General features: G+C 60.8%; 24 protein-coding genes. 17 read left to right on the top strand and 7 right to left on the bottom strand.

What is annotated here, in order from left to right:
- Window positions 1-483: 483 nt before the first annotated feature.
- The 4 genes from rhtA (at window position 484) to AC1D2Q_RS14990 (ending at window position 3296) form a co-directional block, all read left to right on the top strand.
- A complete protein-coding gene (rhtA, locus tag AC1D2Q_RS15005; protein ID WP_477813678.1) occupies window positions 484-1371 on the top strand; it encodes a threonine/homoserine exporter RhtA in 888 nt (295 codons plus the stop codon).
- 170 nt (window positions 1372-1541) lie between these two features.
- Entirely contained in the window at window positions 1542-1823 is a 282-nt protein-coding gene (locus tag AC1D2Q_RS15000; RefSeq protein WP_477813677.1) for a hypothetical protein, read from the top strand.
- A gap of 99 nt (window positions 1824-1922) precedes the next feature.
- On the top strand, window positions 1923-2663 hold the full coding sequence (locus AC1D2Q_RS14995; RefSeq protein WP_477813676.1) for an SDR family oxidoreductase: 741 nt from the start codon (window positions 1923-1925) through the stop codon (window positions 2661-2663).
- A gap of 36 nt (window positions 2664-2699) precedes the next feature.
- Entirely contained in the window at window positions 2700-3296 is a 597-nt protein-coding gene (locus AC1D2Q_RS14990) for a 2-hydroxychromene-2-carboxylate isomerase (RefSeq protein WP_477813675.1), read from the top strand.
- 46 nt (window positions 3297-3342) lie between these two features.
- Here the strand turns inward: AC1D2Q_RS14990 and AC1D2Q_RS14985 are convergent, their stop codons facing one another.
- From AC1D2Q_RS14985 to AC1D2Q_RS14970, 4 genes are all read right to left on the bottom strand, one after another.
- Window positions 3343-5151, bottom strand: a complete 1809-nt coding sequence (locus AC1D2Q_RS14985) for an aminopeptidase P family protein (RefSeq protein WP_477813674.1) — start codon at window positions 5149-5151, stop codon at window positions 3343-3345.
- Between the two features lie 52 nt (window positions 5152-5203).
- Window positions 5204-6370 carry a cysteine desulfurase family protein gene (locus tag AC1D2Q_RS14980; RefSeq protein WP_477813673.1) on the bottom strand — a complete coding sequence of 389 codons (1167 nt, stop codon included), beginning with the start codon at window positions 6368-6370 and terminating at the stop codon, window positions 5204-5206.
- A 205-nt stretch (window positions 6371-6575) separates the two neighbouring features.
- Window positions 6576-7187: a LysE family translocator gene (locus tag AC1D2Q_RS14975; RefSeq protein ID WP_477813672.1), complete on the bottom strand. Its 612-nt coding sequence runs from the start codon at window positions 7185-7187 to the stop codon at window positions 6576-6578.
- Between the two features lie 101 nt (window positions 7188-7288).
- Complete coding sequence (locus AC1D2Q_RS14970; protein WP_477813671.1) at window positions 7289-7558, bottom strand: hypothetical protein; 270 nt, start codon at window positions 7556-7558, stop codon at window positions 7289-7291.
- 413 nt (window positions 7559-7971) lie between these two features.
- On the opposite strand from AC1D2Q_RS14970, the gene msuE reads away from it, so the two are divergent.
- The 13 genes from msuE (at window position 7972) to AC1D2Q_RS14905 (ending at window position 19100) form a co-directional block, all read left to right on the top strand.
- Entirely contained in the window at window positions 7972-8535 is a 564-nt protein-coding gene (gene msuE / locus AC1D2Q_RS14965) for an FMN reductase (protein WP_477813670.1), read from the top strand.
- A 10-nt stretch (window positions 8536-8545) separates the two neighbouring features.
- Window positions 8546-9691, top strand: coding sequence for an FMNH2-dependent alkanesulfonate monooxygenase (gene ssuD / locus AC1D2Q_RS14960; protein ID WP_477813669.1), 1146 nt, complete (start codon window positions 8546-8548; stop codon window positions 9689-9691).
- A 44-nt stretch (window positions 9692-9735) separates the two neighbouring features.
- The gene (locus AC1D2Q_RS14955) at window positions 9736-10923 is read left to right on the top strand and encodes an acyl-CoA dehydrogenase family protein (protein ID WP_477813668.1); all 1188 of its coding nucleotides are present in this window, start codon (window positions 9736-9738) and stop codon (window positions 10921-10923) included.
- Between the two features lie 24 nt (window positions 10924-10947).
- Entirely contained in the window at window positions 10948-12051 is a 1104-nt protein-coding gene (locus tag AC1D2Q_RS14950) for a sigma-54 interaction domain-containing protein (RefSeq protein WP_477813667.1), read from the top strand.
- 155 nt (window positions 12052-12206) lie between these two features.
- Window positions 12207-12665 carry a VOC family protein gene (locus AC1D2Q_RS14945; protein ID WP_477813666.1) on the top strand — a complete coding sequence of 153 codons (459 nt, stop codon included), beginning with the start codon at window positions 12207-12209 and terminating at the stop codon, window positions 12663-12665.
- Window positions 12666-12926: 261 nt separating this feature from the next.
- Window positions 12927-14138: a PepSY-associated TM helix domain-containing protein gene (locus tag AC1D2Q_RS14940; protein ID WP_477813665.1), complete on the top strand. Its 1212-nt coding sequence runs from the start codon at window positions 12927-12929 to the stop codon at window positions 14136-14138.
- Window positions 14135-14677 carry a thiamine pyrophosphate-binding protein gene (locus AC1D2Q_RS14935; RefSeq protein ID WP_477813664.1) on the top strand — a complete coding sequence of 181 codons (543 nt, stop codon included), beginning with the start codon at window positions 14135-14137 and terminating at the stop codon, window positions 14675-14677. Before AC1D2Q_RS14940 ends, AC1D2Q_RS14935 begins: the two co-directional genes overlap by 4 nt.
- Window positions 14674-14994 carry a hypothetical protein gene (locus AC1D2Q_RS14930; protein ID WP_477813663.1) on the top strand — a complete coding sequence of 107 codons (321 nt, stop codon included), beginning with the start codon at window positions 14674-14676 and terminating at the stop codon, window positions 14992-14994. Before AC1D2Q_RS14935 ends, AC1D2Q_RS14930 begins: the two co-directional genes overlap by 4 nt.
- Window positions 14995-15002: 8 nt before the next feature.
- Complete coding sequence (locus AC1D2Q_RS14925) at window positions 15003-15575, top strand: DUF6162 family protein (RefSeq protein WP_477813662.1); 573 nt, start codon at window positions 15003-15005, stop codon at window positions 15573-15575.
- Window positions 15576-15610: 35 nt separating this feature from the next.
- On the top strand, window positions 15611-16537 hold the full coding sequence (locus AC1D2Q_RS14920; protein WP_477813661.1) for a metal ABC transporter substrate-binding protein: 927 nt from the start codon (window positions 15611-15613) through the stop codon (window positions 16535-16537).
- Window positions 16534-17277, top strand: coding sequence for a metal ABC transporter ATP-binding protein (locus AC1D2Q_RS14915; RefSeq protein WP_477813660.1), 744 nt, complete (start codon window positions 16534-16536; stop codon window positions 17275-17277). The genes AC1D2Q_RS14920 and AC1D2Q_RS14915 overlap by 4 nt, the downstream gene beginning before the upstream one ends.
- Window positions 17277-18176, top strand: a complete 900-nt coding sequence (locus tag AC1D2Q_RS14910) for a metal ABC transporter permease (protein ID WP_477813659.1) — start codon at window positions 17277-17279, stop codon at window positions 18174-18176. Before AC1D2Q_RS14915 ends, AC1D2Q_RS14910 begins: the two co-directional genes overlap by 1 nt.
- Window positions 18177-19100: a metal ABC transporter substrate-binding protein gene (locus AC1D2Q_RS14905; RefSeq protein ID WP_477813658.1), complete on the top strand. Its 924-nt coding sequence runs from the start codon at window positions 18177-18179 to the stop codon at window positions 19098-19100.
- A gap of 173 nt (window positions 19101-19273) precedes the next feature.
- On the opposite strand, the gene AC1D2Q_RS14900 is transcribed toward AC1D2Q_RS14905, so the two are convergent.
- From AC1D2Q_RS14900 to AC1D2Q_RS14890, 3 genes are all read right to left on the bottom strand, one after another.
- A complete protein-coding gene (locus AC1D2Q_RS14900; protein WP_477813657.1) occupies window positions 19274-19501 on the bottom strand; it encodes an MbtH family protein in 228 nt (75 codons plus the stop codon).
- Window positions 19502-19582: 81 nt separating this feature from the next.
- Entirely contained in the window at window positions 19583-20995 is a 1413-nt protein-coding gene (locus AC1D2Q_RS14895) for a diaminobutyrate--2-oxoglutarate transaminase (RefSeq protein WP_477813656.1), read from the bottom strand.
- Window positions 20996-21129: 134 nt separating this feature from the next.
- Entirely contained in the window at window positions 21130-21615 is a 486-nt protein-coding gene (locus AC1D2Q_RS14890; RefSeq protein WP_477813655.1) for a GNAT family N-acetyltransferase, read from the bottom strand.
- Between the last annotated feature and the right edge of the window lie 127 nt (window positions 21616-21742).

Here is a 21742-nt window from a genome sequence, read left to right as displayed (position 1 = left end):
TTCTACAGCAGCCTCTGTTGCTGTCAAGCGGTTATTTTCAGAAGTTTTCAAAGTTTCCCGTAAGAAACATCAGCAACTTCAACCACTTGCGCTTCCGATCTCTCGTTAGCGGGAGGCGAATTCTACAGCGTTAGTCGCTGCTGTCAACACCTCTTTTTCTCCGCTTTCGACCGAGAAGATCGAATCGTTAATAAGGCGACAACATCCTGCCTTACTAACTCCTTCTGGCTTCGATGAACTGAAGCGTAATCGCTGTCGAAAACTGCGTAACTCGTTGTTTACCAAGGAGTTTTCCGTTTCGACTGCGCCGGAAGTGGGGCGAATTATAGACGTCCAGAATCTGCCGTCAACCCCTGATTACGCTTTTCTATCAGGATGTTCAAAATCCCTGCTTATATATAGACGCAATCGCGACGAATGCGCAGTATATTGCCCAACACATAACGCACTACTCTCGTTTCTCACCTCGGACGATGCCACGCAATGAATGATCACCCCCGCAGCCTTGCCTCGACCCTGTTCTCGGTAGGCCTGCTCTTGATAGCCATGGCATCGATCCAGTCCGGAGCCTCCCTGGCCAAAAGCATCTTCCCGGTTATTGGCGCTCAAGGGACCACCACCCTGCGGCTGATCTTCGCCAGCGTGATCATGCTGCTGCTATTACGCCCATGGCGAGCGAAGCTCACCGTAAAGTCCCTGCGCACGGTAATTGTCTATGGGATGGCGCTGGGCGGCATGAACTTCCTCTTCTATATGTCCTTGAACACTGTCCCTCTGGGTATCGCGGTAGCCCTGGAGTTCACCGGCCCATTAGCGGTTGCTATTTATGCCTCACGTCGGGCGATCGACTTTCTGTGGATCGCTCTGGCAGCAGTAGGTTTACTGCTGTTGATTCCGACTGGCGCCACGAGTGCAGGCATTGATCTGGTTGGCGCAGGTTATGCCCTTGGCGCCGGTGTCTGCTGGGCGTTGTACATTCTGTTCGGCCAGAAGGCCGGTGCCGACAATGGCGTGCAGACCGCCGCATTGGGCGTGATGATTGCTGCACTGTTCGTAGCCCCCATCGGTATCGTCCATGCTGGTGCTGCGCTGCTGACACCCTCGCTGATTCCCGTGGCCATCGGGGTCGCGATTCTGTCCACTGCCCTGCCCTACACCCTGGAGATGGTCGCCCTCACACGGATGCCGGCCCGGACCTTCGGCACATTGATGAGTATCGAACCCGCGTTCGGTGCACTGTCCGGCCTGTTGTTCCTCCATGAATACCTTTCCCTGTCACAGTGGATGGCAATCCTGTGCATCATCCTGGCGTCCGTCGGCGCAACCATGACCATGGGGAGCACCGCCAAGCCCGCAGTTGCGGCGGATTGATACGAGATTTGACGAAGGTCTGGTATTTGCCGCTCAATTAGGCCATGTTTAGGTCACGTAACTCAGTGTCAGACATGGATTTTTTCAGATAGGGATATCAGAACGCTTCAAGCAAAAGCGAATGCAGGCAGACCCGGGCACGAAGATCCGGGGCCTCTATAAGGACAGCAATGAAACGAATTTTGATACTGATCGCCGTGCTTGCAGTTGCGGGCTGCGCGGCGACCTCGCAAACCCAGATCAAACACGGCAAGAAAGGACTGCATATCAACTGTTCGGGACTGTCGTCCTCCTGGGACAAGTGCTACGCCAGCGCTGCCAATTCGTGCGCGCCCAAGGGTTACAAGGTGATCGCCAAGTCAGGGGATGCGGTCGAAGAACCCGGAGATTATCCGTTTGGCCTTAACCCCGCCGGCTATACCAGCCGCAGTATGATCGTCATCTGCAAATAACCTTCCACGCCTATCGGGTTTGCTTAGCTCGGTAGGCGCTTTGCCCGGGATGCTGCTAACGTTCGTCAGTCACTGACCGTTCAGCAAAGGGCGACATCCATGACCACCGCTATCAATAACAAGAAAATCGTATTGGTCGTCGGCGCAGGCGATGCCACCGGCGGCGCCATCGCCAAGCGTTTTGCCCGGGAAGGTTACGTCGCCTGCGTCACGCGTCGCAGCGCAGACAAACTTCAGCCTCTGGTAGATGCCATCACGATCAGCGGCGGCGAGGCTCATGGCTTTGCCTGCGATGCGCGCAAAGAAGAGGACGTGATTGCGCTCGTCGAGCAGATCGAAACCGAGATCGGCCCCATCGAAGCGTTTGTCTTCAATATCGGCGCCAATGTGCCGTGCAGTATTCTCGAAGAAACCGCCCGCAAGTATTTCAAGATCTGGGAAATGGCCTGTTTCTCGGGGTTTCTCAATGCTCGCGAAGTGGCCAAACGCATGGTCACCCGCCAACGGGGCACGATTCTGTTCACCGGGGCCACCGCCGGTTTGCGCGGTGCCGCAGGTTTTGCAGCTTTCGCTGGCGCCAAGCACGGGATACGCGCCCTGGCCCAAAGCATGGCCCGCGAGCTGGGGCCGATGAACATCCACGTCGCCCATGTGGTGGTCGATGGTGCCATCGACACCGACTTTATCCGCGACAGTTTTCCGGAAAAATACGCGACCAAGGATCAGGACGGCATCCTCAACCCCGAGCACATCGCCGAAAACTATTGGCACTTACACAGCCAGCCACGGGACGCCTGGACGTTCGAGCTGGATCTGCGCCCCTGGAACGAACGCTGGTAAGCCCTCCCCTACGACAAAAAGAAGAGCACATCGACCATGAGCAAAACCGTGGAGTTCTTTTTTGACCTCGGCAGCCCCGCCACCTACCTGGCCTACACCCAGCTGCCGAAAATCTGCGCGCAGACCGATAGTCAGCTGATCTACAGACCTATGCTGCTGGGCGGCGTCTTCAAAGCCACTGGTAACGCCTCCCCGGTAACCATTCCAGCCAAGGGTCGCTACATGTTTCAGGACCTGGATCGCTATGCCAGACGCTATGGTGTGCCGCTGAAGTTCAACCCGCACTTCCCCATCAATACCCTGATGTTGATGCGCGCAGTCACGGGTATTCAATTGCGCCATCCGGAACGCTTTCAGGCGTTTATCGATTGCCTGTTTCACGCCCTGTGGGTGGAAGGGCGCAGCCTCGATGATCCCGCGACCGTTGCCGCCGTGCTGACGCAAAACGGTTTCGACCCGAATGAGGTGCTGGCGCTGACCGCCGATGAGAACGTCAAAGCCGCCCTCAAGCAGAACACCGAGGAAGCGGTGCAACGCGGTGTATTTGGCGCGCCGAGCATGTTTGTCGGGAATCAGCTGTTCTTCGGCCAGGATCGACTGGACTTCGTCCTTGAAGCCCTGCGTGCGCAATAACCAGGCATGAGCCAGGCGCTGGAAACAGCGCCTGAGTTCAAGCCCATCAAATAGCCGCGGTCCGGGTGTTCAACCACTCAAGGGCCGCGCCATCGAGCAACGGGCTCAAGCGCTCGCGCACTTCGGCGTGGTAACCGTTGAACCACTGCTTTTCATCTTCGGTCAGCAGCGACGGTTCCAGGCAGCGGGTGTCGATCGGGCACAGGGTCAGGGTTTCGAACTTCAGGAATTCACCGAACTCGCTCTTGCCCGCCTCGCGGTTCAACACCAGGTTCTCGATCCGCACGCCCCAGCGGCCCGGACGGTAGGTGCCCGGTTCGATGGAAGTGATCATCCCTGGCTGCATTGCAGTTTGCGGCGCGGCTGCCGCCTGATAGGCGATGACTTGCGGGCCTTCGTGAACGTTGAGGAAGTAGCCGACGCCGTGGCCGGTGCCGTGACCGTAGTCGACGCTTTCGGCCCAGATCGGTGCGCGGGCAATGGCGTCCAGCAACGGCGACAGAATGCCCCGTGGGAACTGTGCGCGGGAGAGTGCAATCACGCCTTTGAGTACGCGGGTGCAATCGCGCTTCTGCTCGTCAGTCGGCGTCCCCACCGGCACCATCCGCGTAATGTCGGTGGTGCCGCCCAGGTACTGGCCACCGGAGTCGATCAGCAACAGGCCGTCACCCTCGATGACTGCGTGTTCTTCTTCGGTGGCATGGTAATGCGGCATCGCACCGTTGGCGTTAAACGCGGCAATGGTGTTGAAACTCAGCGACACATAATCCGGGCGCCGGGTACGGGCCGCGGTCAGGTGTTCGTCGATGGTCAGTTCGGTGATGCGTTCACGCCCCCATGCCGCCTCCAACCAGGCGAAGAATTCGCACAGCGCCGCGCCATCCTGCTCCATGGCCCGACGGATGTGCTCTGCATCGGCCAGGCTTTTCTGCGACTTGGCCAGAGTGGTCGGGTTCAGGCCTTCGACCAGTTTCACATCACTGTTCAAGTTATCCAGCAGACCCGCCGTGACCCGCGCCGGATCGACTTGCAGGCTCGCGCCGCCTGGTATGGCGCGCAAGGCGGCGGCCACTTCGCTGTAATCGCGCAGGGTCACGCCGTCCTGTTCAAGGATGGCACGCAGCTCGGCGCTGACTTTGCTCAGGGCGACGAACAAGGTGGCCTGTTGCTGGCTAATGAGCGCGAAGGACACAAACACCGGGTTGAACGACACATCGCCACCGCGCAAGTTGAACAGCCAGGCGATGTCATCGAGGGTGGCGATGAAATGCCAGTCGGCACCGCGCTCTTTCAACACGTCACGCAGCTGGGCGAGTTTTTCGCCACGGCTGACGGTCGCCTGAGGCGGCAAGTGTTGATAAATCGGCTCGTTCGGCAAGCTCGGGCGATCACTCCAGACTTCGCTCAGCAAATCGATGTCTGTGCGCAGACGTGCGCCGCGTTCTTCGAGTTTGCTGCTCAGGGTACGCGCCGACGCCACGGCCATCACCGCGCCATCGACTGCGACGACACCGCCTTCAGGCGTTTGCTCGGCCAGCCAATCGAGCGGGCCGGGTTGACCCGGTTGCAGCTTGACCAGCTCGATACCGCTGCCCTTGAGTTCCTTGCTCGCTTGTTCCCAATAGCGGCTGTCGGCCCAGACGCCGGCGAAATCCGGCGTGACGATCAGCGTGCCGACCGAGCCATGGAAACCCGACAGCCACTGCCGCCCCTGCCAATAGCCCGGCAGGTATTCCGACAGGTGCGGGTCGGCCGACGGCACCAACAGAGCATGAATGCCCTCCCGGCTCATCAGCTCGCGGGTTTGCGCCAGGCGCCGGGGTACCAATCCATTGATCGAAGGCTGCGTACTCATCATGTCTCCTGCTAACCACTTCATCATTATTGGTGCCGATCAGAGTCGGCGCTTAAGGACCTGTCGCCCAGAATGCCGGAGCACTGGCGGCGGCCGTTTTGATCAGGTGCGCAGCCTGGTCGATATCCTGCTCGGTGGTGAAACGCCCCAGGCTCAGGCGGATGGTGCGACTGGCCGAGCGCGCGTCATGCCCCAGCGCCAGCAGCACATGGGATGGCGCATTACTGGCGGAGTTGCAGGCCGACGTCGCGGAAAACGCGATCGAGGTGCTCAACGCCGCGGAATTGAACTCGCCTTCGTTGAAGGTCAGGCTCAGGGTATGGGGAATGCGTTGGGTCGGACTGCCATTGACGCGAATACCGGGAATGCTCAGCAGTTGATCGAGCAAGCGTTCACGCAGGCGCACGATGGTGGCTTTTTCTTCATCGAACGAAGCGGCCGCCAGCGCGAAGGCGACGCCCATGGCTGCGATCTGGTGCGTCGCCAGAGTACCGGAACGCAACCCGCCCTCATGGCCGCCGCCGTGGATCTGCGCCTGCAGGCGCTGTTGCGCGCGAGGCCCGACATACAGTGCGCCGATGCCTTTGGGGCCGTAGACCTTGTGCGCCGAGAACGACATCAAATCCACCGGCCACCGGGCCAGGTCGATCGCCACTTTGCCCGCGCCCTGAGCCGCGTCGACGTGGAACAGCGCATCGCGATCACGCACCACCTGGCCGATGGCCGGGATGTCGCTGACGGTGCCCAGTTCGTTGTTGACCAGCATCAGCGACACCAGAAAGGTGTCTTCGCGCATCGCCTCGCTGACTGCTTGCGGAGTTATCAGGCCTTCGGCATCGGGCACCAGATACGTCACGGCAACGCCGGCATCCTGCAATTGTTTGGCAGTGTCGAGAATCGCCTTGTGTTCGATCTGGCTGGTGATGATATGTCCGCCGGACACACCGCGGGCCTGGGTAACGCCCTTGAGTGCCAGGTTGTTGGATTCGGTGGCTCCGGAGGTCCAGACGATCTGCTCGGCCTGGGCGCCCACCAGTTCGGCGACCTGGCGCCGTGCGTGCTCGACCGTTTGCAGGGCCTGTTGACCGAAAGCGTGGGAGCTGGATGCCGGGTTGCCGAAGTTTCCGCTAAAACCCAGACACTCGACCATCACCTTGATGACCCGCTCATCCACCGGCGTGGTGGCGGCGTAGTCGAAATACAACGGACGTTTATTCATAGAAGACTCGCAGAGCGTGTTCCGGGATCAGGAAGCTCGTCACTGGAAATATCAAAGCGCCGCCTTATGAGCGGCGCCGAATTTTCAGAACGATAGCAATACCTGATCGGAGGCCGTTAAAGAAGAACAACTTCATTTAAAAGTGCGTAGGAACGCTCCTGAAGTCGAGCTTAACAGGCATCAGGCAACCGGTTGAAGCAATGCGTCAGCTAAAACTTTCAAGCAACAACGGATACATGGAAGCCACCAGCAACAAGGCCATGCCCCAGTTGAACAGGCGTAGCCAGCGGCGATCGCGCAGCACATTGCGCAACAGCGTGCCACAACCAGCCCACACACCAACGCTCGGCAGGTTGATCAGGGCGAAGACCGCGGCAATCACAATCACATTGGTGAAATAGCCCTGCATCGGCGTGTAGGTGCTGATGGCACCGATGGCCATGATCCAGGCCTTGGGGTTGACCCATTGAAACGCCGCCGCGCCCAAATAACTGATCGGCTTGCCCTCGCCCTGCTCACCCTCGGCGACCGGCCCGGAATGCGCAATCTTCCAGGCCAGGAACAGCAAATACGCCGCGCCGACATAACGCAGCACGGTGTAAAGCAACGGATAGGTTTGAAACACCGTGCCCAGGCCGAAACCAACGGCCACCACCAACACGAAGAAGCCGCAGGTAATGCCCAGCATGTGAGGGATGGTGCGGCTAAAGCCGAAATTCACGCCCGAGGCCAGCAACATGGTGTTGTTCGGGCCGGGGGTGATCGAGGTGACAAGGGCAAACAGGGCAAAGCCCAGCAGCAGGTCGAGCGAGAGCATGGGGGGCAGTCCATCAGGGTCAGTCAGGTGTTGACCCTATCGCACGCCTTGAGGGAAACCCATGGACAGTTGCGTGAAAGTTCGAGCAGTACAGTTGTCGCTCAGCTTGGGCGAGCGTGCAGCTGTACCGCGCGTTCGGCGTTCATCTCGCCTTGCTTGTCAAAACTGATCGATTTGGTCGGCTGGCCGAGCAATTCGGCTTTCTTCGCGTGGTACTCCTCGAAGGACAAGCCCCGACGATTCAAGGCTTCCAGCGCCAGTTCCCGGGTTTCTTCGGCGGTGTAGGGGCGCAGTTCCGGTGAGACATGACTGGCACATCCGGCGAGAACGGAAACGGCGAGCAGCAAGAAAGTGGCAAGTAGAGGTTTCATTTCGGGCGTCCGGCTATCTGGGTTCGGGGCAATGAACACAGGCTACCCGCGCGCCCTGAAGGGCAGAAATCAATGCTCTCGATAGTGGGTATCGGGATGAAAGGATCGCAACCTTCGGCAGCTCCTATGGCAAGCCGCATATACCCAAACAATCTATAAATATCAATTTACGGTATTTTGCGGAATAACACCGAGCCTTTATAAACAACCCCCATTGCGTCAGCACTGTTGCTCACGCAACTGTTTGCCTGGCAACAGTCGATCAACAAACCGCCCGTCAAATCGCACAGCGCCTGCCCACCGACGCGCTGAAATCCGCGGAACACGGGGGCTTCGAAGGATTGGTATAGCTCTTGCTCAACGCTGGTGACTACTCACTGCTCGCTGAGCAACTGTTTAAAAAGGAACTGTTCATGTCGCGTCCATTGAAAGTCGTTGCCCTCTCCGGCGGTACCTGGCGTCCGTCCCGCACGCTGGTGCTGACCCAGGCGCTGCTGGCCGAACTGGCCGGCCAGTTGCCGATCGAGAGCAAGTTGATCGAACTGGGCGATATCGCCCGACCGCTGGGCGCCGCGCTGTCGCGTCAGGAACTGAGCGCCGACATCGAAGCCGAACTGCAAGCCATCGAAAGCGCCGACCTGCTGATCGTCGCCGCACCGGTCTATCGCGGTTCGTACCCGGGCCTGCTCAAGCACCTGTTCGACCTGATCGACCTCAACGCGTTGATCGACACCCCGGTGCTGTTGGCCGCCACCGGTGGCAGTGAACGTCACGCACTGGTGCTCGATCATCAGTTGCGGCCGCTGTTCAGTTTCTTCCAGGCCCTGACCTTGCCGATTGGCGTGTACGCCACCGAAGCCGACTTCTCCAATTACCAAATAACCAGTGAGCCCTTGAAGGCCCGCATTCGTCTTGCTGCAGAACGTGCGGCGCCGTTGTTCGGCGTGCACCCCAAAAATCTGCTGAAAATCGCTTAAGGATTTCTTCATGGATGTCTTCTGGTTTCTGCCGACCCACGGCGATGGCCATTATCTGGGCACTACTCAGGGTGCGCGCCCGGTGACCCTCAACTATTTGAAACAAGTGGCCCAAGCCGCCGACAGCCTGGGTTATCACGGCGTGCTGATTCCCACCGGACGTTCCTGCGAGGACTCGTGGGTGATCGCTTCGGCCCTGGTGCCGCTGACCGAACGCTTGCGGTATCTGGTGGCGATCCGTCCGGGGATTATTTCGCCGACGGTCTCGGCGCGGATGGCCGCGACCCTGGATCGACTGTCCAACGGTCGCTTGCTGATTAACGTGGTGACCGGCGGCGACCCGGATGAGAACCGTGGTGACGGCAGCTTCCTCGATCACAGCGAACGCTACGAAGTCACCGACGAATTCCTGCAGATCTGGCGCCGCGTGCTGCAAGGCGAAGCGGTGGATTTCGCAGGCAAACACCTGCGGGTGCAGAACGCCAAGGCGCTGTATCCACCGGTGCAGAAACCTTATCCGCCGCTGTATTTCGGGGGGTCGTCCGATGCGGCTCATGACCTGGCTGCCGAGCAGGTCGACGTTTACCTGACGTGGGGCGAACCACCCGCTGCCGTGGCTGAAAAACTTGCCGATGTTCGTGAGCGCGCGGCGCGCAACGGTCGTACGGTGAAGTTCGGGATTCGCTTGCATGTGATCGTCCGCGAAACCGCCGAGGAGGCCTGGAAAGCCGCCGACAAACTCATCGAACACATCAGCGACGAGACCATCGCGGCGGCGCAGAAGTCGTTCTCGCGCTTCGACTCCGAAGGCCAGCGACGCATGGCCGCGTTGCATGACGGCCGTCGTGACAACCTGGAAATCTCCCCCAACCTCTGGGCCGGTGTCGGTCTGGTTCGTGGCGGTGCCGGGACTGCGCTGGTGGGCGACCCGCAGCAGGTGGCGGCGCGGATCAAGGAGTACGCGGACCTGGGGATCGAGAGTTTCATCTTCTCCGGCTACCCGCATCTTGAAGAGGCCTATCGCTTTGCCGAACTGGTGTTCCCGCTGCTGCCCGAGCCGTATGCCAGCCTGGCCGGACGTGGCGTCACCAACCTCACTGGGCCGTTTGGCGAAATGATTGCCAATGATGTGCTGCCGGCTCACGCCAAAGCCTGATGATGACCCCGGCCCTACGGTTCGCTTGAAAGAAGGAACTGCGCGTGACTGCCAAGCCGCTAAGCGCCCTGTCGTCCCCCTTGCAGACCGCCCGCCAACTGGCCGGCGAATTTGCCCTGACCGCTGTCGAGCGCGATGAACGCGGCGGTACGCCGAAAGCCGAACGTGACGCCCTGCGCCACAGCGGCCTGCTCGCATTAAGCATTCCCACCCAGTACGGCGGCCTCGGCGCCAGCTGGAGTGAAACCCTGACCATCGTGCGCGAGTTCGCCAAGGTCGACAGTTCGATCGCGCATGTCTTCGGCTTCCATCACCTGATGCTCGCCACCGTCCGCTTGTTCGCCCGGCCCGAACAATGGCAGCCATGGTTTGAACAGACCGCGCGCAAACACTGGTTCTGGGGCAACGCCCTCAATCCGCTGGACAYCCGCACCGTGGTGAAAAACCTCGCAGGCTGGCGCGAGTTTTCCGGCAAGAAAAGCTTCTGCTCCGGCGCCAGCGATTCGGAAATGCTGATCGCCTCGGCCGTCGATGAAAGTGCCGGCGGCAAGTTGTTGATCGCCGCGATTCCCAGCGGGCGCAGCGGCATCACGTTGCACAATGACTGGAACAACATGGGCCAGCGCCAGACCGACAGCGGCAGCGCAACGTTTGAACGGGTGCGGGTCGAAGAATCGGAATTGCTGCTCGACCCCGGCCCGCTGAGCACGCCGTTCGCCTGCCTGCGTCCGTTGATCGCCCAGCTTACGTTCACCCACATGTTCCTCGGCATTGCCGAAGGTGCCTTTGAAGAAGCGCGGCAGTACACCCTCACCGAGACCCGTCCGTGGCACAAATCCAGCGCTCCGGATGTGCGCCAGGATCCTTACGTACTCGGCCATTACGGCGAGTTCTGGGTGGCCCTGGAAGGTGTTCGCTTGCTGGTGGAACGGGCCGCCGAGTTGCTGGACAAGGCCTGGGCCAAGGGGCCGAATCTGAGCGCCGAGGAGCGCGGACATCTGGCCACCGCGATCGCCACCGCCAAGGTCGCCGCCACGCGCAATGGCCTGGAGTTGTGCAGCCGATTGTTCGAAGTGACCGGCGCCCGCTCGACTCACGCCTCGCTGCGACTCGACCGTCACTGGCGCAACCTGCGCACGCAAACCCTGCACGACCCGGTGGATTACAAACTCCATGAACTGGGCGATTGGGCGCTGAACCAGTCCCTGCCGATCCCGACCTTCTATTCATAGTTTTCCATTCAGGGAGCCTGCCCCATGCAACTGCTGACCTTACCGCCCTCGCCCGCGCTGGCCACTTCTATCCGCGCCACGGCGCAGGTGTTCGAAGACCCGAAATCCCAGGCTTTGCTCGCGCACTTGCAGCAGGTCGCGCCGAGTGAAGCCAGCGTGCTGATCATCGGTGAAACCGGCACCGGTAAAGAGCTGGTGGCGCGGCATATCCACAATCTCAGTGCTCGCCGCAACCGGCCGTTTGTGGCGGTGAACTGCGGCGCCTTTTCTGAATCGCTGGTGGAGGCTGAATTGTTCGGCCATGAGAAAGGCGCCTTCACCGGGGCACTGAGCGCCAAGGCCGGCTGGTTCGAAGAGGCCGATGGCGGCACTTTGTTCCTCGACGAAATCGGCGATCTGCCGATGGCTATCCAGGTGAAATTGCTGCGGGTGCTGCAGGAGCGCGAAGTGGTGCGACTGGGATCGCGCAAGAGCATTCCCATCAATGTGCGAGTGCTGGCGGCGACCAATGTGCAACTGGAGAAAGCCATCAATGCCGGGCACTTTCGCGAAGACCTGTATTACCGTCTCGACGTGGTCAGCCTGGAACTGAGCCCGTTGCGCGAGCGCCCCGGCGACATCCTGCCGCTGACCCGGCATTTCATCGAAGCCTACAGCCAGCGCCTGGGTTACGGCAGCATCACCATCAGCAAAGAGGCCGAACACAAACTGCGCAGCTACAGCTGGCCGGGCAACATCCGCGAACTGGAAAACGTCATTCATCACACCCTGCTGATCTGCCGCAACGGCGTGATCGAGCGCGATGACTTGCGACTGTCGAACATGCGCATCGAGCGTCAGGACGACCATCACACCTCCGCTGACGACTCACCGGAAGCCTTGCTCGATCGAGCCTTTCAAAAGCTCTTCGAGGAACAGGCCGGTGCACTGCACGAGAAAGTCGAAGATGCGTTGTTGCGGGCCGCCTACCGCTTCAGCCACTACAACCAGGTGCACACCGCTGCCTTGCTGGGGTTGAGCCGCAACGTGACGCGCACGCGGCTGATCAAGATCGGCGAACTGGCGGTGAACAAGCGCCGCCCCACGGAAAACCTGCAGGGCGAGCGCTTGATGCAGTTGTCGATTTAGCCGATCAGTGTGCAGCGCAGCGCACTGTCGTGGCTCAGGGCCGCGGCGACTGCTCGTCGGGCACTCGGTTGCGGTGAAGAGGCTGACCTATAGTTGTTCGACCGGAAAACGGCGAAGGAACACCCTAACTCCACAACAATAAAGGGAGAACCGTCATGAGCGTTAAACCCATTCCAGAGGGTTATCACAGCATCACCCCTTATCTGGGCATTCAGAAAGCTGCCGAAGCCATCGACTTCTACAAGAAAGCCTTTGGCGCCACCGAAGTCATGCGCCTGGCCATGCCCGATGGCGGCATCGGGCATGCCGAACTGCGTATCGGCGACTGCCCGATCATGCTGGGCACACCCTGCGCCCAAGGCCCTTTGAGCAACCCGGACAAATCGCCGTCCGTGGGCCTGCATTTGTATGTGAACGATGTGGACAAGTCCTATAAGCAGGCCATCGATGCCGGTGCCACGGTGGTGTCCGAGGTCAAGGATCAGTTTTATGGCGACCGCTCGGGGACCTTGAAGGATCCTTATGGGCATCTGTGGTTTCTGGCCACGCGCAAGGAGGATCTGACGCAGGAACAGATCGAACAGCGGGCGAAGGAGATGTTCAAGCAGGGTTGATAGCTTCGGTACGTGATCAGCCCCCATCGCGAGCAGGCTCGCGATGGGGCCATCACATTCAACATCAATATTGGCTGCTCCCCCACAGCGCAAAAACACGAAACATTTACTTTCATATCCCCTTTCGGGATTTCCGATGCTCATACGTCTTATTTAGATGCAGCCGGTCGCGTAGGCAAAAGCCACGACCGGGCCTTTCATGGACCTCAACGCTGGGAAGCCCGCAGCAGAGGTCCTCTCATCGAAACAAGACCTTTAATCATGTCKAAGAAATCCCGTTCAAAACTCTGGTTTCTGGTCCATAGCTGGCTGGCCCTGCCCATCTGGTTCTTTGTATTGATCGTCTGCGTGACCGGTACGCTGGCGGTGGTCAGTCAGGAAATCGTCTGGCTGGCCAACCCGCAAATGCGCGCCAGCCCGCCTTCGGACGACGCGCCACTGCTCAGCTATGACCAGATCATCGCCGCCATCAAAAAGGCCGAGCCCCAAACGCTGGTCGAAAGTATCAACCGTCCCGACGAGTCGCATTTCGCCCTGGACGTGAAGGTCAGTTACCCGGACGGACGCTCGGTGACGGTCTTTGTGAACCCCTACAGCGGAGTGATTCAGGGCACCGCTCCACCCTTCAACTTCCAGGCCTTTACTCGCGCGCTGCATGGCTGGTGGCTGGTGCCGTTCACCAACGGCTACAGCTGGGGCTGGTATCTGGTGTCGTTCCTCGGCTTGCCGATGCTGGCGTCGCTGGTGACGGGGCTTGTGGTCTACAAACGGTTCTGGAAAGGCTTCTTGCGACCGACCCTGCGCATTCGTCATGGCGCGCGGATTTTCTGGGGCGACTTTCACCGGCTCAGCGGCATCTGGTCAATCTGGTTCATTGCGGTGATTTCCGTCACCAGCACCTGGTTCATGATTGAGGCGATCCTGTTCGATAACCATATTTCGATTTCCACCGCACCGGTCGCACCCGTCGTCCCGCGTGAGAGTGTGCCGCTCACCGTCGATGGTTCACCGGCGCCGATGATCAGCCTGGAAAGCGCGATCCGCGAGGCCAAGGAACGCATTCCCGGCCTGGAAGACAGCTCTGTCAGCCTGCCCGCCAATGCCTATAGCCACCTTTTGGTGAGCGGGCGCAGTGGGTACCCGTTGATCTACCAGAGCGCCGAGGTCAACCCTTACACCGGTGACATTTCCACCACGCGCCTGCTGTCGGATCGTTCGGGTCTGGAGCTGGTGACCGAATCCATGCGTCCGCTGCACACCGGCGACTTCGGCGGTATCTGGATCAAGCTGATCTGGTTCTTCTTCGGCCTGATCCTGAGCATGATGGTCCTCAGCGGCCTGTTGATCTGGACCAAACGCACCGCTCTGGCCACGGCCAATGCCCTCAAGCGCAACAACAAGCATCCACGGGCTGCGCTGACCGGCCAGCCGGCCCCGGCCATGTGCCGCGAAGCCCCGGAGGGCAGCCGATGAGCCAGGTCGCAGCAGAAAAACCGCGCTCGCCGCTAAGCCGCTTCTGGCACACATGGCGCTTCCACATCAACGTGCTGCTGTTGCTGGTGCCCCTGGGGTTCATGCCCAAATACTTCGCCGACGCGGCGCTGTTTCGCGGAGACACCGGCCTGGGTGAACGTGAAGTCGGTGAAGTTCAAGTCGGCCCCTGGAGCCTGCGCCTGGCTGAATTGCGCAACGCAGCCCCGGTATCCGATGGCCCGGCCGGCTACTTGAAGTCCTTCAATGCTGCGCTCTGCGACAGCTGTCGCGATCAGGTCAAGGCGACTTACCTGCGCATTGGCAAACCGCGCAGCCTGCGCACCGCCGGAGTGATTTTCTTCGGCACGCCCTACCACATGGGCGCCGCGCTGCCGGTCCCCGAAAAGACCAAAAACGACGCTGAGCTGTGGATCACCATGGAGGGCTGGGACGGCGCCATGCATCAAGCCTCCATTCCCCTGAGCCAGGCGTCCCCGGCCACCGTCGCATGGCTGAACAGACAAGGAGGCAAACCATGATCAGCGCCTTTCGCCCCATTTTACTGGTGCTCTGCACCGTCTTCAGCGTCAGCGCCCTGGCCCACAACCCGATGTGCGAATGCAAAGCCATTGACGCCGAACAGATCCGTTGCACCGGTGGTTTTTCTGACGGCAGCGGCGCCCCGGGCGTGACCCTGGATGTGATCGGCTACGACGAAACCATTCTGCTGCCGGGCAAGCTCGGTGCCGATTCGACCCTGACGTTCAAGAAGCCCGGCGCTGAATTCTACGTGCTGTTCGACGCCGGTCCCGGCCACGTGGTCGAGATCGACCAAACCGACATCGAGGCGCCCTGAGCATGAGCATGACCACGCCAACCACCCAAGTGGTGCGCCCGGCCGGAGCCGGCCATGAAACCCTCTATGTGTTGCTGTTGTGCCTGATGATTCTGGCGGTGGCCGGCTCGGTGGTCGCCTGGCGCGGCGAATCCCGGGAGGTGAGCAGCGTCGGCAGCCACCAACTGGATGCCCGTCGCGACCTGAGCGCATCCGAGCAAGGTATTTACGCAGACCTGCGGGTCACGCTGGATGAAATCCATCTGTTGCGTGAGGAGCAGCAAGCGCTGCCCACACCCGCCACCCTCGCCGATGAAGGTTTCGCGCCGTTTGCCCGGGACGCCAGTTCGATCAGTCGAGGCGGTCATGCCTGGCAATTGCTGGACGCCAAGGCGTACTTCGGCCAGAGCCAGACCCCCACCGTGGCCGGCTCGTTCCTGATGCGTTTGACCGCTGACGACGATGCGCCAGACGTCTGGCTCAATCGCGGCAAAGCCCTCACTGCCCCGACTGATCTGACTGACGCCGCGCTCGAAAGCGCCGGCTGGCAGCAGATCGTCGCGCAATTCGATGCCGGGGTCACCCGCCAGCATCGGCACTGAACCCTCGCCCTCACCCGAGAGAAGACCGCTTTCCCATGCCTAGTTCATCTCAACGTCGTTTTTTGCGCCCGCTGCTGTTCGGCCTGCTTGCCTGTTTGCTGACGCCTCTGGCCAGCGCCGACCAAGCCAAGCGCCTGCGCATTGGCATCACCCTGCACCCTTATTACAGCTACGTGGCCAACATCGTCGGCGACAAGGCCGAAGTGGTGCCGTTGATCCCGGCCGGTTTCAACCCGCACGCCTATGAGCCCCGCGCCGAGGACATCAAACGCATCAGCGGGCTCGACGTGATCGTGCTCAACGGTGTGGGCCATGACGACTTCGCCGACCGCATGATCGCCGCCAGCGAAACCCCGAATATCAAAGTAATCGAAGCCAACGAAAACGTGCCGCTGCTGGCCGCCACCGGTGTCGCCGCTCGCGGTGCCGGTAAAGTGGTGAACCCGCACACGTTCTTGTCGATCAGCGCTTCGATTGCCCAGGTCAACAACATTGCCCGAGAGTTGGGCAAGCTCGACCCGGCCAACGCCAAAACCTACACCCAGAATGCCCGCGCCTATGGCAAGCGCCTGCGGCAGATGCGCGCCGATGCCCTGGCCAAACTGACCCAGGCGCCGAACGCCGAGCTGCGCGTGGCCACGGTCCATGCCGCCTACGACTATCTGCTGCGCGAGTTCGGCCTGGAAGTCACCGCCGTGGTCGAGCCGGCACATGGCATCGAACCCAGCCCCAGCCAGTTGAAAAAGACCATCGATCAACTGCGGGAACTGGACGTGAAAGTGATCTTCTCGGAGATGGATTTCCCGTCCACCTACGTCGAGACCATCCAGCGCGAATCCGGGGTGAAGCTGTATCCGCTGTCGCACATTTCCTATGGCGAATACACCGCCGACAAATACGAAAAAGAAATGACCGGCAACCTCAATACTGTGGTTCGGGCGATTCAGGAGTCAGGCGCATGACCGCTCAAGAAACCCTGACCGTACAAAGCGCCGGCCCGACCCTGGACTTCGCTGAAGTCAGCCTGACCCTCGGTCGCACGACGATCCTCGACAACGTAACTTTTCAGGTCCGATCCGGCAGCGTGCATGCCCTGGTCGGCCCCAACGGTGGCGGCAAGAGTTCGCTGATCAAGACCCTGCTCGGGCAGATGCCGCATTCGGGTCGCTTGAGCCTGCAGTGGCCCGGCGAACCCGGGACCATCGGCTACGTGCCGCAAGCGCTGGAGTTTGATCGCGGTTTGCCGATGACCGTCGACGACTTCATGGCGGCCATGTGTCAGCGACGCCCGGCGTTTCTCGGCTTGAGCAAGCATTACGCAACGGCCATTGGCGAGGCACTGCAACGGGTCGGCATGCAGGACAAACGCAAACGGCGCATGGGCGCGCTGTCCGGCGGCGAGCGCCAGCGGGTTTTGTTGGCGCAAGGGCTGATTCCGGCGCCACAGTTGCTGGTGCTCGATGAACCGATGTCGGCGCTCGATGAGGCCGGTATCCAAGTGTTCGAACGGCTGCTGGGCGATTGGCGCCAGAGCGGCATCACCGTGCTGTGGATCGAGCATGATCTGGAAGCGGTCGGGCGTCTGGCGGACCGGGTCACCGGGCTCAATCGCCGGGTGCTGTTCGATGCCACACCGAAACAGGCGCTGACCCCGGAACGACTGCTGACCTTGTTCTCGACCCATCCCCGGAGCGCTGCCTGATGAGTTACGAAGCCTTTCGTTTGATGGTCCAGGGTTGGGCCTCGCAAGGTTACCTGCCGGAAGCGCTGGCCTATGGATTTGTGGTCAACGCCCTGCTCGCCGGATTGCTGATCGGCCCGGTGCTGGGCGGTTTGGGCACGCTGGTGGTGGTCAAGCGCTTCGCATTTTTCTCCGAAGCGGTGGGTCACGCGGCGTTGACTGGCGTGGCCATCGGCATTCTGCTCGGTGAACCTTACACCGGGCCTTATGGCAGCCTGTTCGGTTACTGCCTGCTGTTCGGGATTTTGCTGAACTACCTGCGCAACCGCACGGGTCTGGCGCCGGATACATTGATCGGCGTGTTTCTGTCGGTGTCATTGGCACTGGGCGCGAGCCTGCTGTTGATCCTGGCGGGCAAGATCAATGTGCACATTCTGGAAAACGTGCTGTTCGGCTCGGTACTGACGGTCAACAGCAACGACCTGCTGGTATTGGCCATCGTCGGTTCGCTGGTCATGGCACTGGCCCTGCCGCTGTACAACCGCATCATGCTCGCCAGTTTCAACCCGCAACTGGCGGCGGTACGCGGTGTGGCGGTGAAAACCCTGGACTACCTGTTCGTGATCCTGGTGACCCTGATCACCGTGGCAGCGGTGAAAGTCATCGGCGCGATTCTGGTCGGCGCCCTGCTGGTGATTCCAGCGGCGGCCGCGCGGTTGCTCAGCCAGTCGCTGAAGGGTTTTTTCTGGTGTTCGGTGCTGATTGCCACGGTGAGCACCTTGTGCGGAATTCTCGCACCGATTGTCTTTGACCTGCCTGTCCCGTCCGGTGCCGCGATCATTCTGGTGGCGGGTATCGCCTTCGCCCTGGCCGCGATCGCTCGCGGCATCGTCCCAAGTCTGAAAGGGAACCTCGGATAAATGTGTTTTTCTCTGCGTCAACTGACCCTGGCATTGACCTTCACATTGCCCCTGTGCGGTCTGGCCAATACTGGCTTTGCGGCGGACAGCGCCAAACCACTGCACGTGCTGGCGTCCTTGCCGATCACCTATGGTCTGGGCGAAGTGTTGCTCAAAGGCACCGAAGTCAAACTGGAACGGGCCGCGCCGGACAATCTGCCCGGCAGCCGGCAGACCGCCTATTTCACTGGCCGTGGTGCTCCGGCACTGGCCAAACTGGCGACCGGCGCCGATGCAGTGATTGGTCTGCGTTCGCTGTGGGCGGATGATCCGCTGTACCCGATATCCCGGCGCAGCAATATTCGTATCGTCGAAGTCGACGCCGCCCGCCCGGTGGACGGCGCCCTTCCCGGCATCGCCGTGCAGCCCGGCAGCAAGGTCGACGGTTTGAACAGCCAGCCGTGGCTTTCCAGCAACAACATGGGGCGCATGGCGGACGTGATGGCGGCGGACCTGGTGCGCCTGGCGCCGGCGGCCAAACCGACCATCGAGGCCAATCTGGCAGCGCTCAAGCAGCGCCTGCTCAAGCTCAGTGCCGACAGCGAAGCGCGGCTGGCCAGTGCCGATAACCTGAGCGTGATGAGCCTGAGCGATCATTTCGGCTACCTGATCGGCGGCCTCAACCTGGAGCTGATCGGCCTCGATCCACGGCCGGATGCCGAGTGGACGCCTGAAGCGCTCAAGCAGTTAAGTGCGACGCTCAAGGACCATGACGTGGCGGTGGTGTTGCATCATCGACAGCCGTCGGAGGCGGTGAAAGCGGCGATCTCGCAGGCAGGCAGTCGGTTGGCGGTGTTGAGTGTCGATGCGGCGGATCCGGTGGCCGAGCTGGAAGGGAATGTGGATTTGGTGATCACCGGGTTGAGCGGTAAACCTGCCACCTAAGATCAAAAGATCGCAGCTTCGGCAGCGCCTACAGAATTTGTGTCCAGCCGATGTTTCGCGGTTGTACGCGATTCCCATGTAGGAGCTGCCGAAGGCTGCGATCTTTTGATGTTCAAAAAACAAAGAAGCCCGCTGACCTTACCGGTTCAGCGGGCTTCTTCTTGCGTAATGACTCAGTGAGCCACGGCCGCCTGCTCTTCCATTTTCTGGCGCAGGCTCATTGGACGCATGTCAGTCCAGACCTCTTCGATGTAGGCCAGGCATTCCTTTTTCAGGCCGCTCTTGCCCACGGTGCGCCAGCCTTGTGGCACGGCTTTGTAGTCGGGCCAGATCGAGTATTGCTCTTCGTGGTTGACCACGACCTGAAAGAGGATGTCCTCGCGGTCGAATACTGACGTCATGCTGTCTCTCCATCGCTATAGGGTGGGCTGCACGCCGTGCGCAACCGTTATGTAAAAAGAACGTTCGAGGCGCCGGAAAATTTAGAGGCTGGCGGTGGCTGCGGCCATGGCCCTGCCGAAAATGTCGGCCACCCGATCGATTTCGGCGGCGGTGATCACCAACGGCGGCAGGAAACGCACGACACCGCCGTGACGCCCACCCAGCTCGAGGATTAACCCACGCTTGAGGCATTCGCGCTGCACCAGCGGCGCCAGACGACCGAATACCGGTGGATGGCCTTGAGCGTCCGGCGCACCAGTCGGGTCGACCAGTTCGACACCCAGCATCAAGCCACGCCCGCGAATGTCCCCCAGCTGCGGGAAGTTCCGCTGCAGGATGTGCAAGTGTTCGCTAAGGCGTTCACCCATGGCAGCGGCGTGCTCGCAAACCTTGTGTTCGGTCAGGTAGCGCATCACCGCAGAGCCTGCGGCCATGGCCATCTGATTACCGCGGAAGGTTCCGGCATGGGCGCCCGGCAGCCAGGTGTCGAGCCAGTCGCGATAGACCACCACCGCCAGTGGCAGGCTGCCGCCGATGGCCTTGGACATTACCACCACGTCCGGAATGATCCCGGCGTGCTCGAAGGCGAACATCTTGCCGGTGCGGGCAAAGCCGCTCTGGATTTCATCGACGATCAGCGCCACGCCGGCCTGCTCGGTGATGCGCCGCAAACCGCGCAGCCAGTCGAGATCGGCCGGAATCACCCCGCCCTCGCCCTGCACCACTTCGACGATCACCGCTGCCGGCAATTGCACGCCGGCCTCTGGATCGTTCAGCAGGTTTTCCAGGTAATTCAGGTTGACCTGCACGCCCTGCGCGCCACCGAGCCCGAACGGGCAACGGTAATCGTAGGGATACGGCATGAACTGCACGCCATTGCCGAGCAAGGCACCCAACGGCTTTTTCGGCCCCAGACTGCCCATCAGGCTCAGCGCGCCCTGACTCATGCCGTGGTAACCGCCCTGGAACGACAAGACGGTGCTGCGCCCGGTGGCGGTGCGCACCAGTTTCAGCGCGGCTTCCACGGCATCGGTGCCGGTGGGGCCACAGAACTGAATCTTCACTTCAGCGGCCAATGCCGGCGGTAGCAGACCGAACAGGTCCTGGACAAACCGGTCCTTGACCGGCGTGGTCAGGTCGAGGGTGTGCAGCGGCAGTTCATCGCTCAGCACTTGCTGGATCGCTTCGATCACCACCGGATGGTTGTGCCCCAGGGCCAGGGTTCCGGCACCGGCCAGGCAATCGATGAAACAGCGGCCTTCGACGTCTTCGACATAAATGCCCCTGGCACGCTTGAGTGCCAGGGGTATGCGTCGCGGGTAGCTGCGGGCGTTCGATTCCTGCTGGCTCTGACGGGTCAGCAGCGGTGATTCGTTGAACTGATAAAGCGTCTCGGCAGGCGTCGGGACAATCCGGGCCGGCTGATCTTCGATAAGGCTGGTAGCGACTGACATCTCTCGACCCCTGTTGATAGTGACCAAAACTGCACACCGGGCAGGTGCGCATTCCGCTCACGGGGCGCACTTGCAGGTTTTCCTGTTCTGGAAACGCATCAAGAGCTCGAGGATTTAGACCCTCGATCAGCTTTCTATGAAGGTGGCGGCAGCGCCTTGTGCATGGGAATGGCGTGGAGCCCCGCCACCGTGAAGGCTTCGGCGCAAGCCCGGTAACCCAGGCGGTGGTAAAACGCTTCGCCGGTGCGCGTGCTGTTGAGACGTGCCTGGGGCAAACCCTGAGTGATCAACCACGTCTCCAGATCATGCACCAGCGCTTGTCCGGCGCCGCGTCGAAACCATTCCGGTTGCACGTAACAAAACGCAACCTTGCCGCTGATCGCCGCCATGGCGACGCCGACCGGTTTGTCTTGCAACAGAGCGATGTTCAGGTACAACCGCGGGTCGTTCAGCCAGGGCTGCACGTGTTCGATGGTTTTGTTGTGGGTCCAGGTGGCGACCGTTCGAGGATCATTGCGGTGGTCGAGCGCGCAGCCGACGCGAATGGAGCGCTCGACGATCCGGCTGATGATGCCGGCGTCGGCAGACGTTGCCTTGCAGATGTGTATCGATGCAGTCATGGCGCTGTTACCTCAATCCATTGAGTCAAAGCTGCCGGGGACGATAACGCCGTGTGGGCCGGGTGGCCAACGGAGAGACGTTACATTTGGTGTGCGATGTAGGAGCTGCCGAAGGCTGCGAGCTGCG

Source organism: Pseudomonas sp. P1_A1, from assembly GCF_056406935.1.
This window is presented reverse-complemented; position numbering and strand designations above follow the sequence as displayed.

Coding starts and splice junctions, on each gene's coding strand:
- rhtA (WP_477813678.1), top strand. CDS start 484: ATGAATGATCACCCCCGCAGCCTTGCCTCGACCCTGTTCTCGGTAGGC.
- AC1D2Q_RS15000 (WP_477813677.1), top strand. CDS start 1,542: ATGAAACGAATTTTGATACTGATCGCCGTGCTTGCAGTTGCGGGCTGC.
- AC1D2Q_RS14995 (WP_477813676.1), top strand. CDS start 1,923: ATGACCACCGCTATCAATAACAAGAAAATCGTATTGGTCGTCGGCGCA.
- AC1D2Q_RS14990 (WP_477813675.1), top strand. CDS start 2,700: ATGAGCAAAACCGTGGAGTTCTTTTTTGACCTCGGCAGCCCCGCCACC.
- AC1D2Q_RS14985 (WP_477813674.1), bottom strand. CDS start 5,151: ATGAGTACGCAGCCTTCGATCAATGGATTGGTACCCCGGCGCCTGGCG.
- AC1D2Q_RS14980 (WP_477813673.1), bottom strand. CDS start 6,370: ATGAATAAACGTCCGTTGTATTTCGACTACGCCGCCACCACGCCGGTG.
- AC1D2Q_RS14975 (WP_477813672.1), bottom strand. CDS start 7,187: ATGCTCTCGCTCGACCTGCTGCTGGGCTTTGCCCTGTTTGCCCTTGTC.
- AC1D2Q_RS14970 (WP_477813671.1), bottom strand. CDS start 7,558: ATGAAACCTCTACTTGCCACTTTCTTGCTGCTCGCCGTTTCCGTTCTC.
- msuE (WP_477813670.1), top strand. CDS start 7,972: ATGTCGCGTCCATTGAAAGTCGTTGCCCTCTCCGGCGGTACCTGGCGT.
- ssuD (WP_477813669.1), top strand. CDS start 8,546: ATGGATGTCTTCTGGTTTCTGCCGACCCACGGCGATGGCCATTATCTG.
- AC1D2Q_RS14950 (WP_477813667.1), top strand. CDS start 10,948: ATGCAACTGCTGACCTTACCGCCCTCGCCCGCGCTGGCCACTTCTATC.
- AC1D2Q_RS14945 (WP_477813666.1), top strand. CDS start 12,207: ATGAGCGTTAAACCCATTCCAGAGGGTTATCACAGCATCACCCCTTAT.
- AC1D2Q_RS14935 (WP_477813664.1), top strand. CDS start 14,135: ATGAGCCAGGTCGCAGCAGAAAAACCGCGCTCGCCGCTAAGCCGCTTC.
- AC1D2Q_RS14930 (WP_477813663.1), top strand. CDS start 14,674: ATGATCAGCGCCTTTCGCCCCATTTTACTGGTGCTCTGCACCGTCTTC.
- AC1D2Q_RS14925 (WP_477813662.1), top strand. CDS start 15,003: ATGACCACGCCAACCACCCAAGTGGTGCGCCCGGCCGGAGCCGGCCAT.
- AC1D2Q_RS14920 (WP_477813661.1), top strand. CDS start 15,611: ATGCCTAGTTCATCTCAACGTCGTTTTTTGCGCCCGCTGCTGTTCGGC.
- AC1D2Q_RS14915 (WP_477813660.1), top strand. CDS start 16,534: ATGACCGCTCAAGAAACCCTGACCGTACAAAGCGCCGGCCCGACCCTG.
- AC1D2Q_RS14910 (WP_477813659.1), top strand. CDS start 17,277: ATGAGTTACGAAGCCTTTCGTTTGATGGTCCAGGGTTGGGCCTCGCAA.
- AC1D2Q_RS14905 (WP_477813658.1), top strand. CDS start 18,177: ATGTGTTTTTCTCTGCGTCAACTGACCCTGGCATTGACCTTCACATTG.
- AC1D2Q_RS14900 (WP_477813657.1), bottom strand. CDS start 19,501: ATGACGTCAGTATTCGACCGCGAGGACATCCTCTTTCAGGTCGTGGTC.
- AC1D2Q_RS14895 (WP_477813656.1), bottom strand. CDS start 20,995: ATGTCAGTCGCTACCAGCCTTATCGAAGATCAGCCGGCCCGGATTGTC.
- AC1D2Q_RS14890 (WP_477813655.1), bottom strand. CDS start 21,615: ATGACTGCATCGATACACATCTGCAAGGCAACGTCTGCCGACGCCGGC.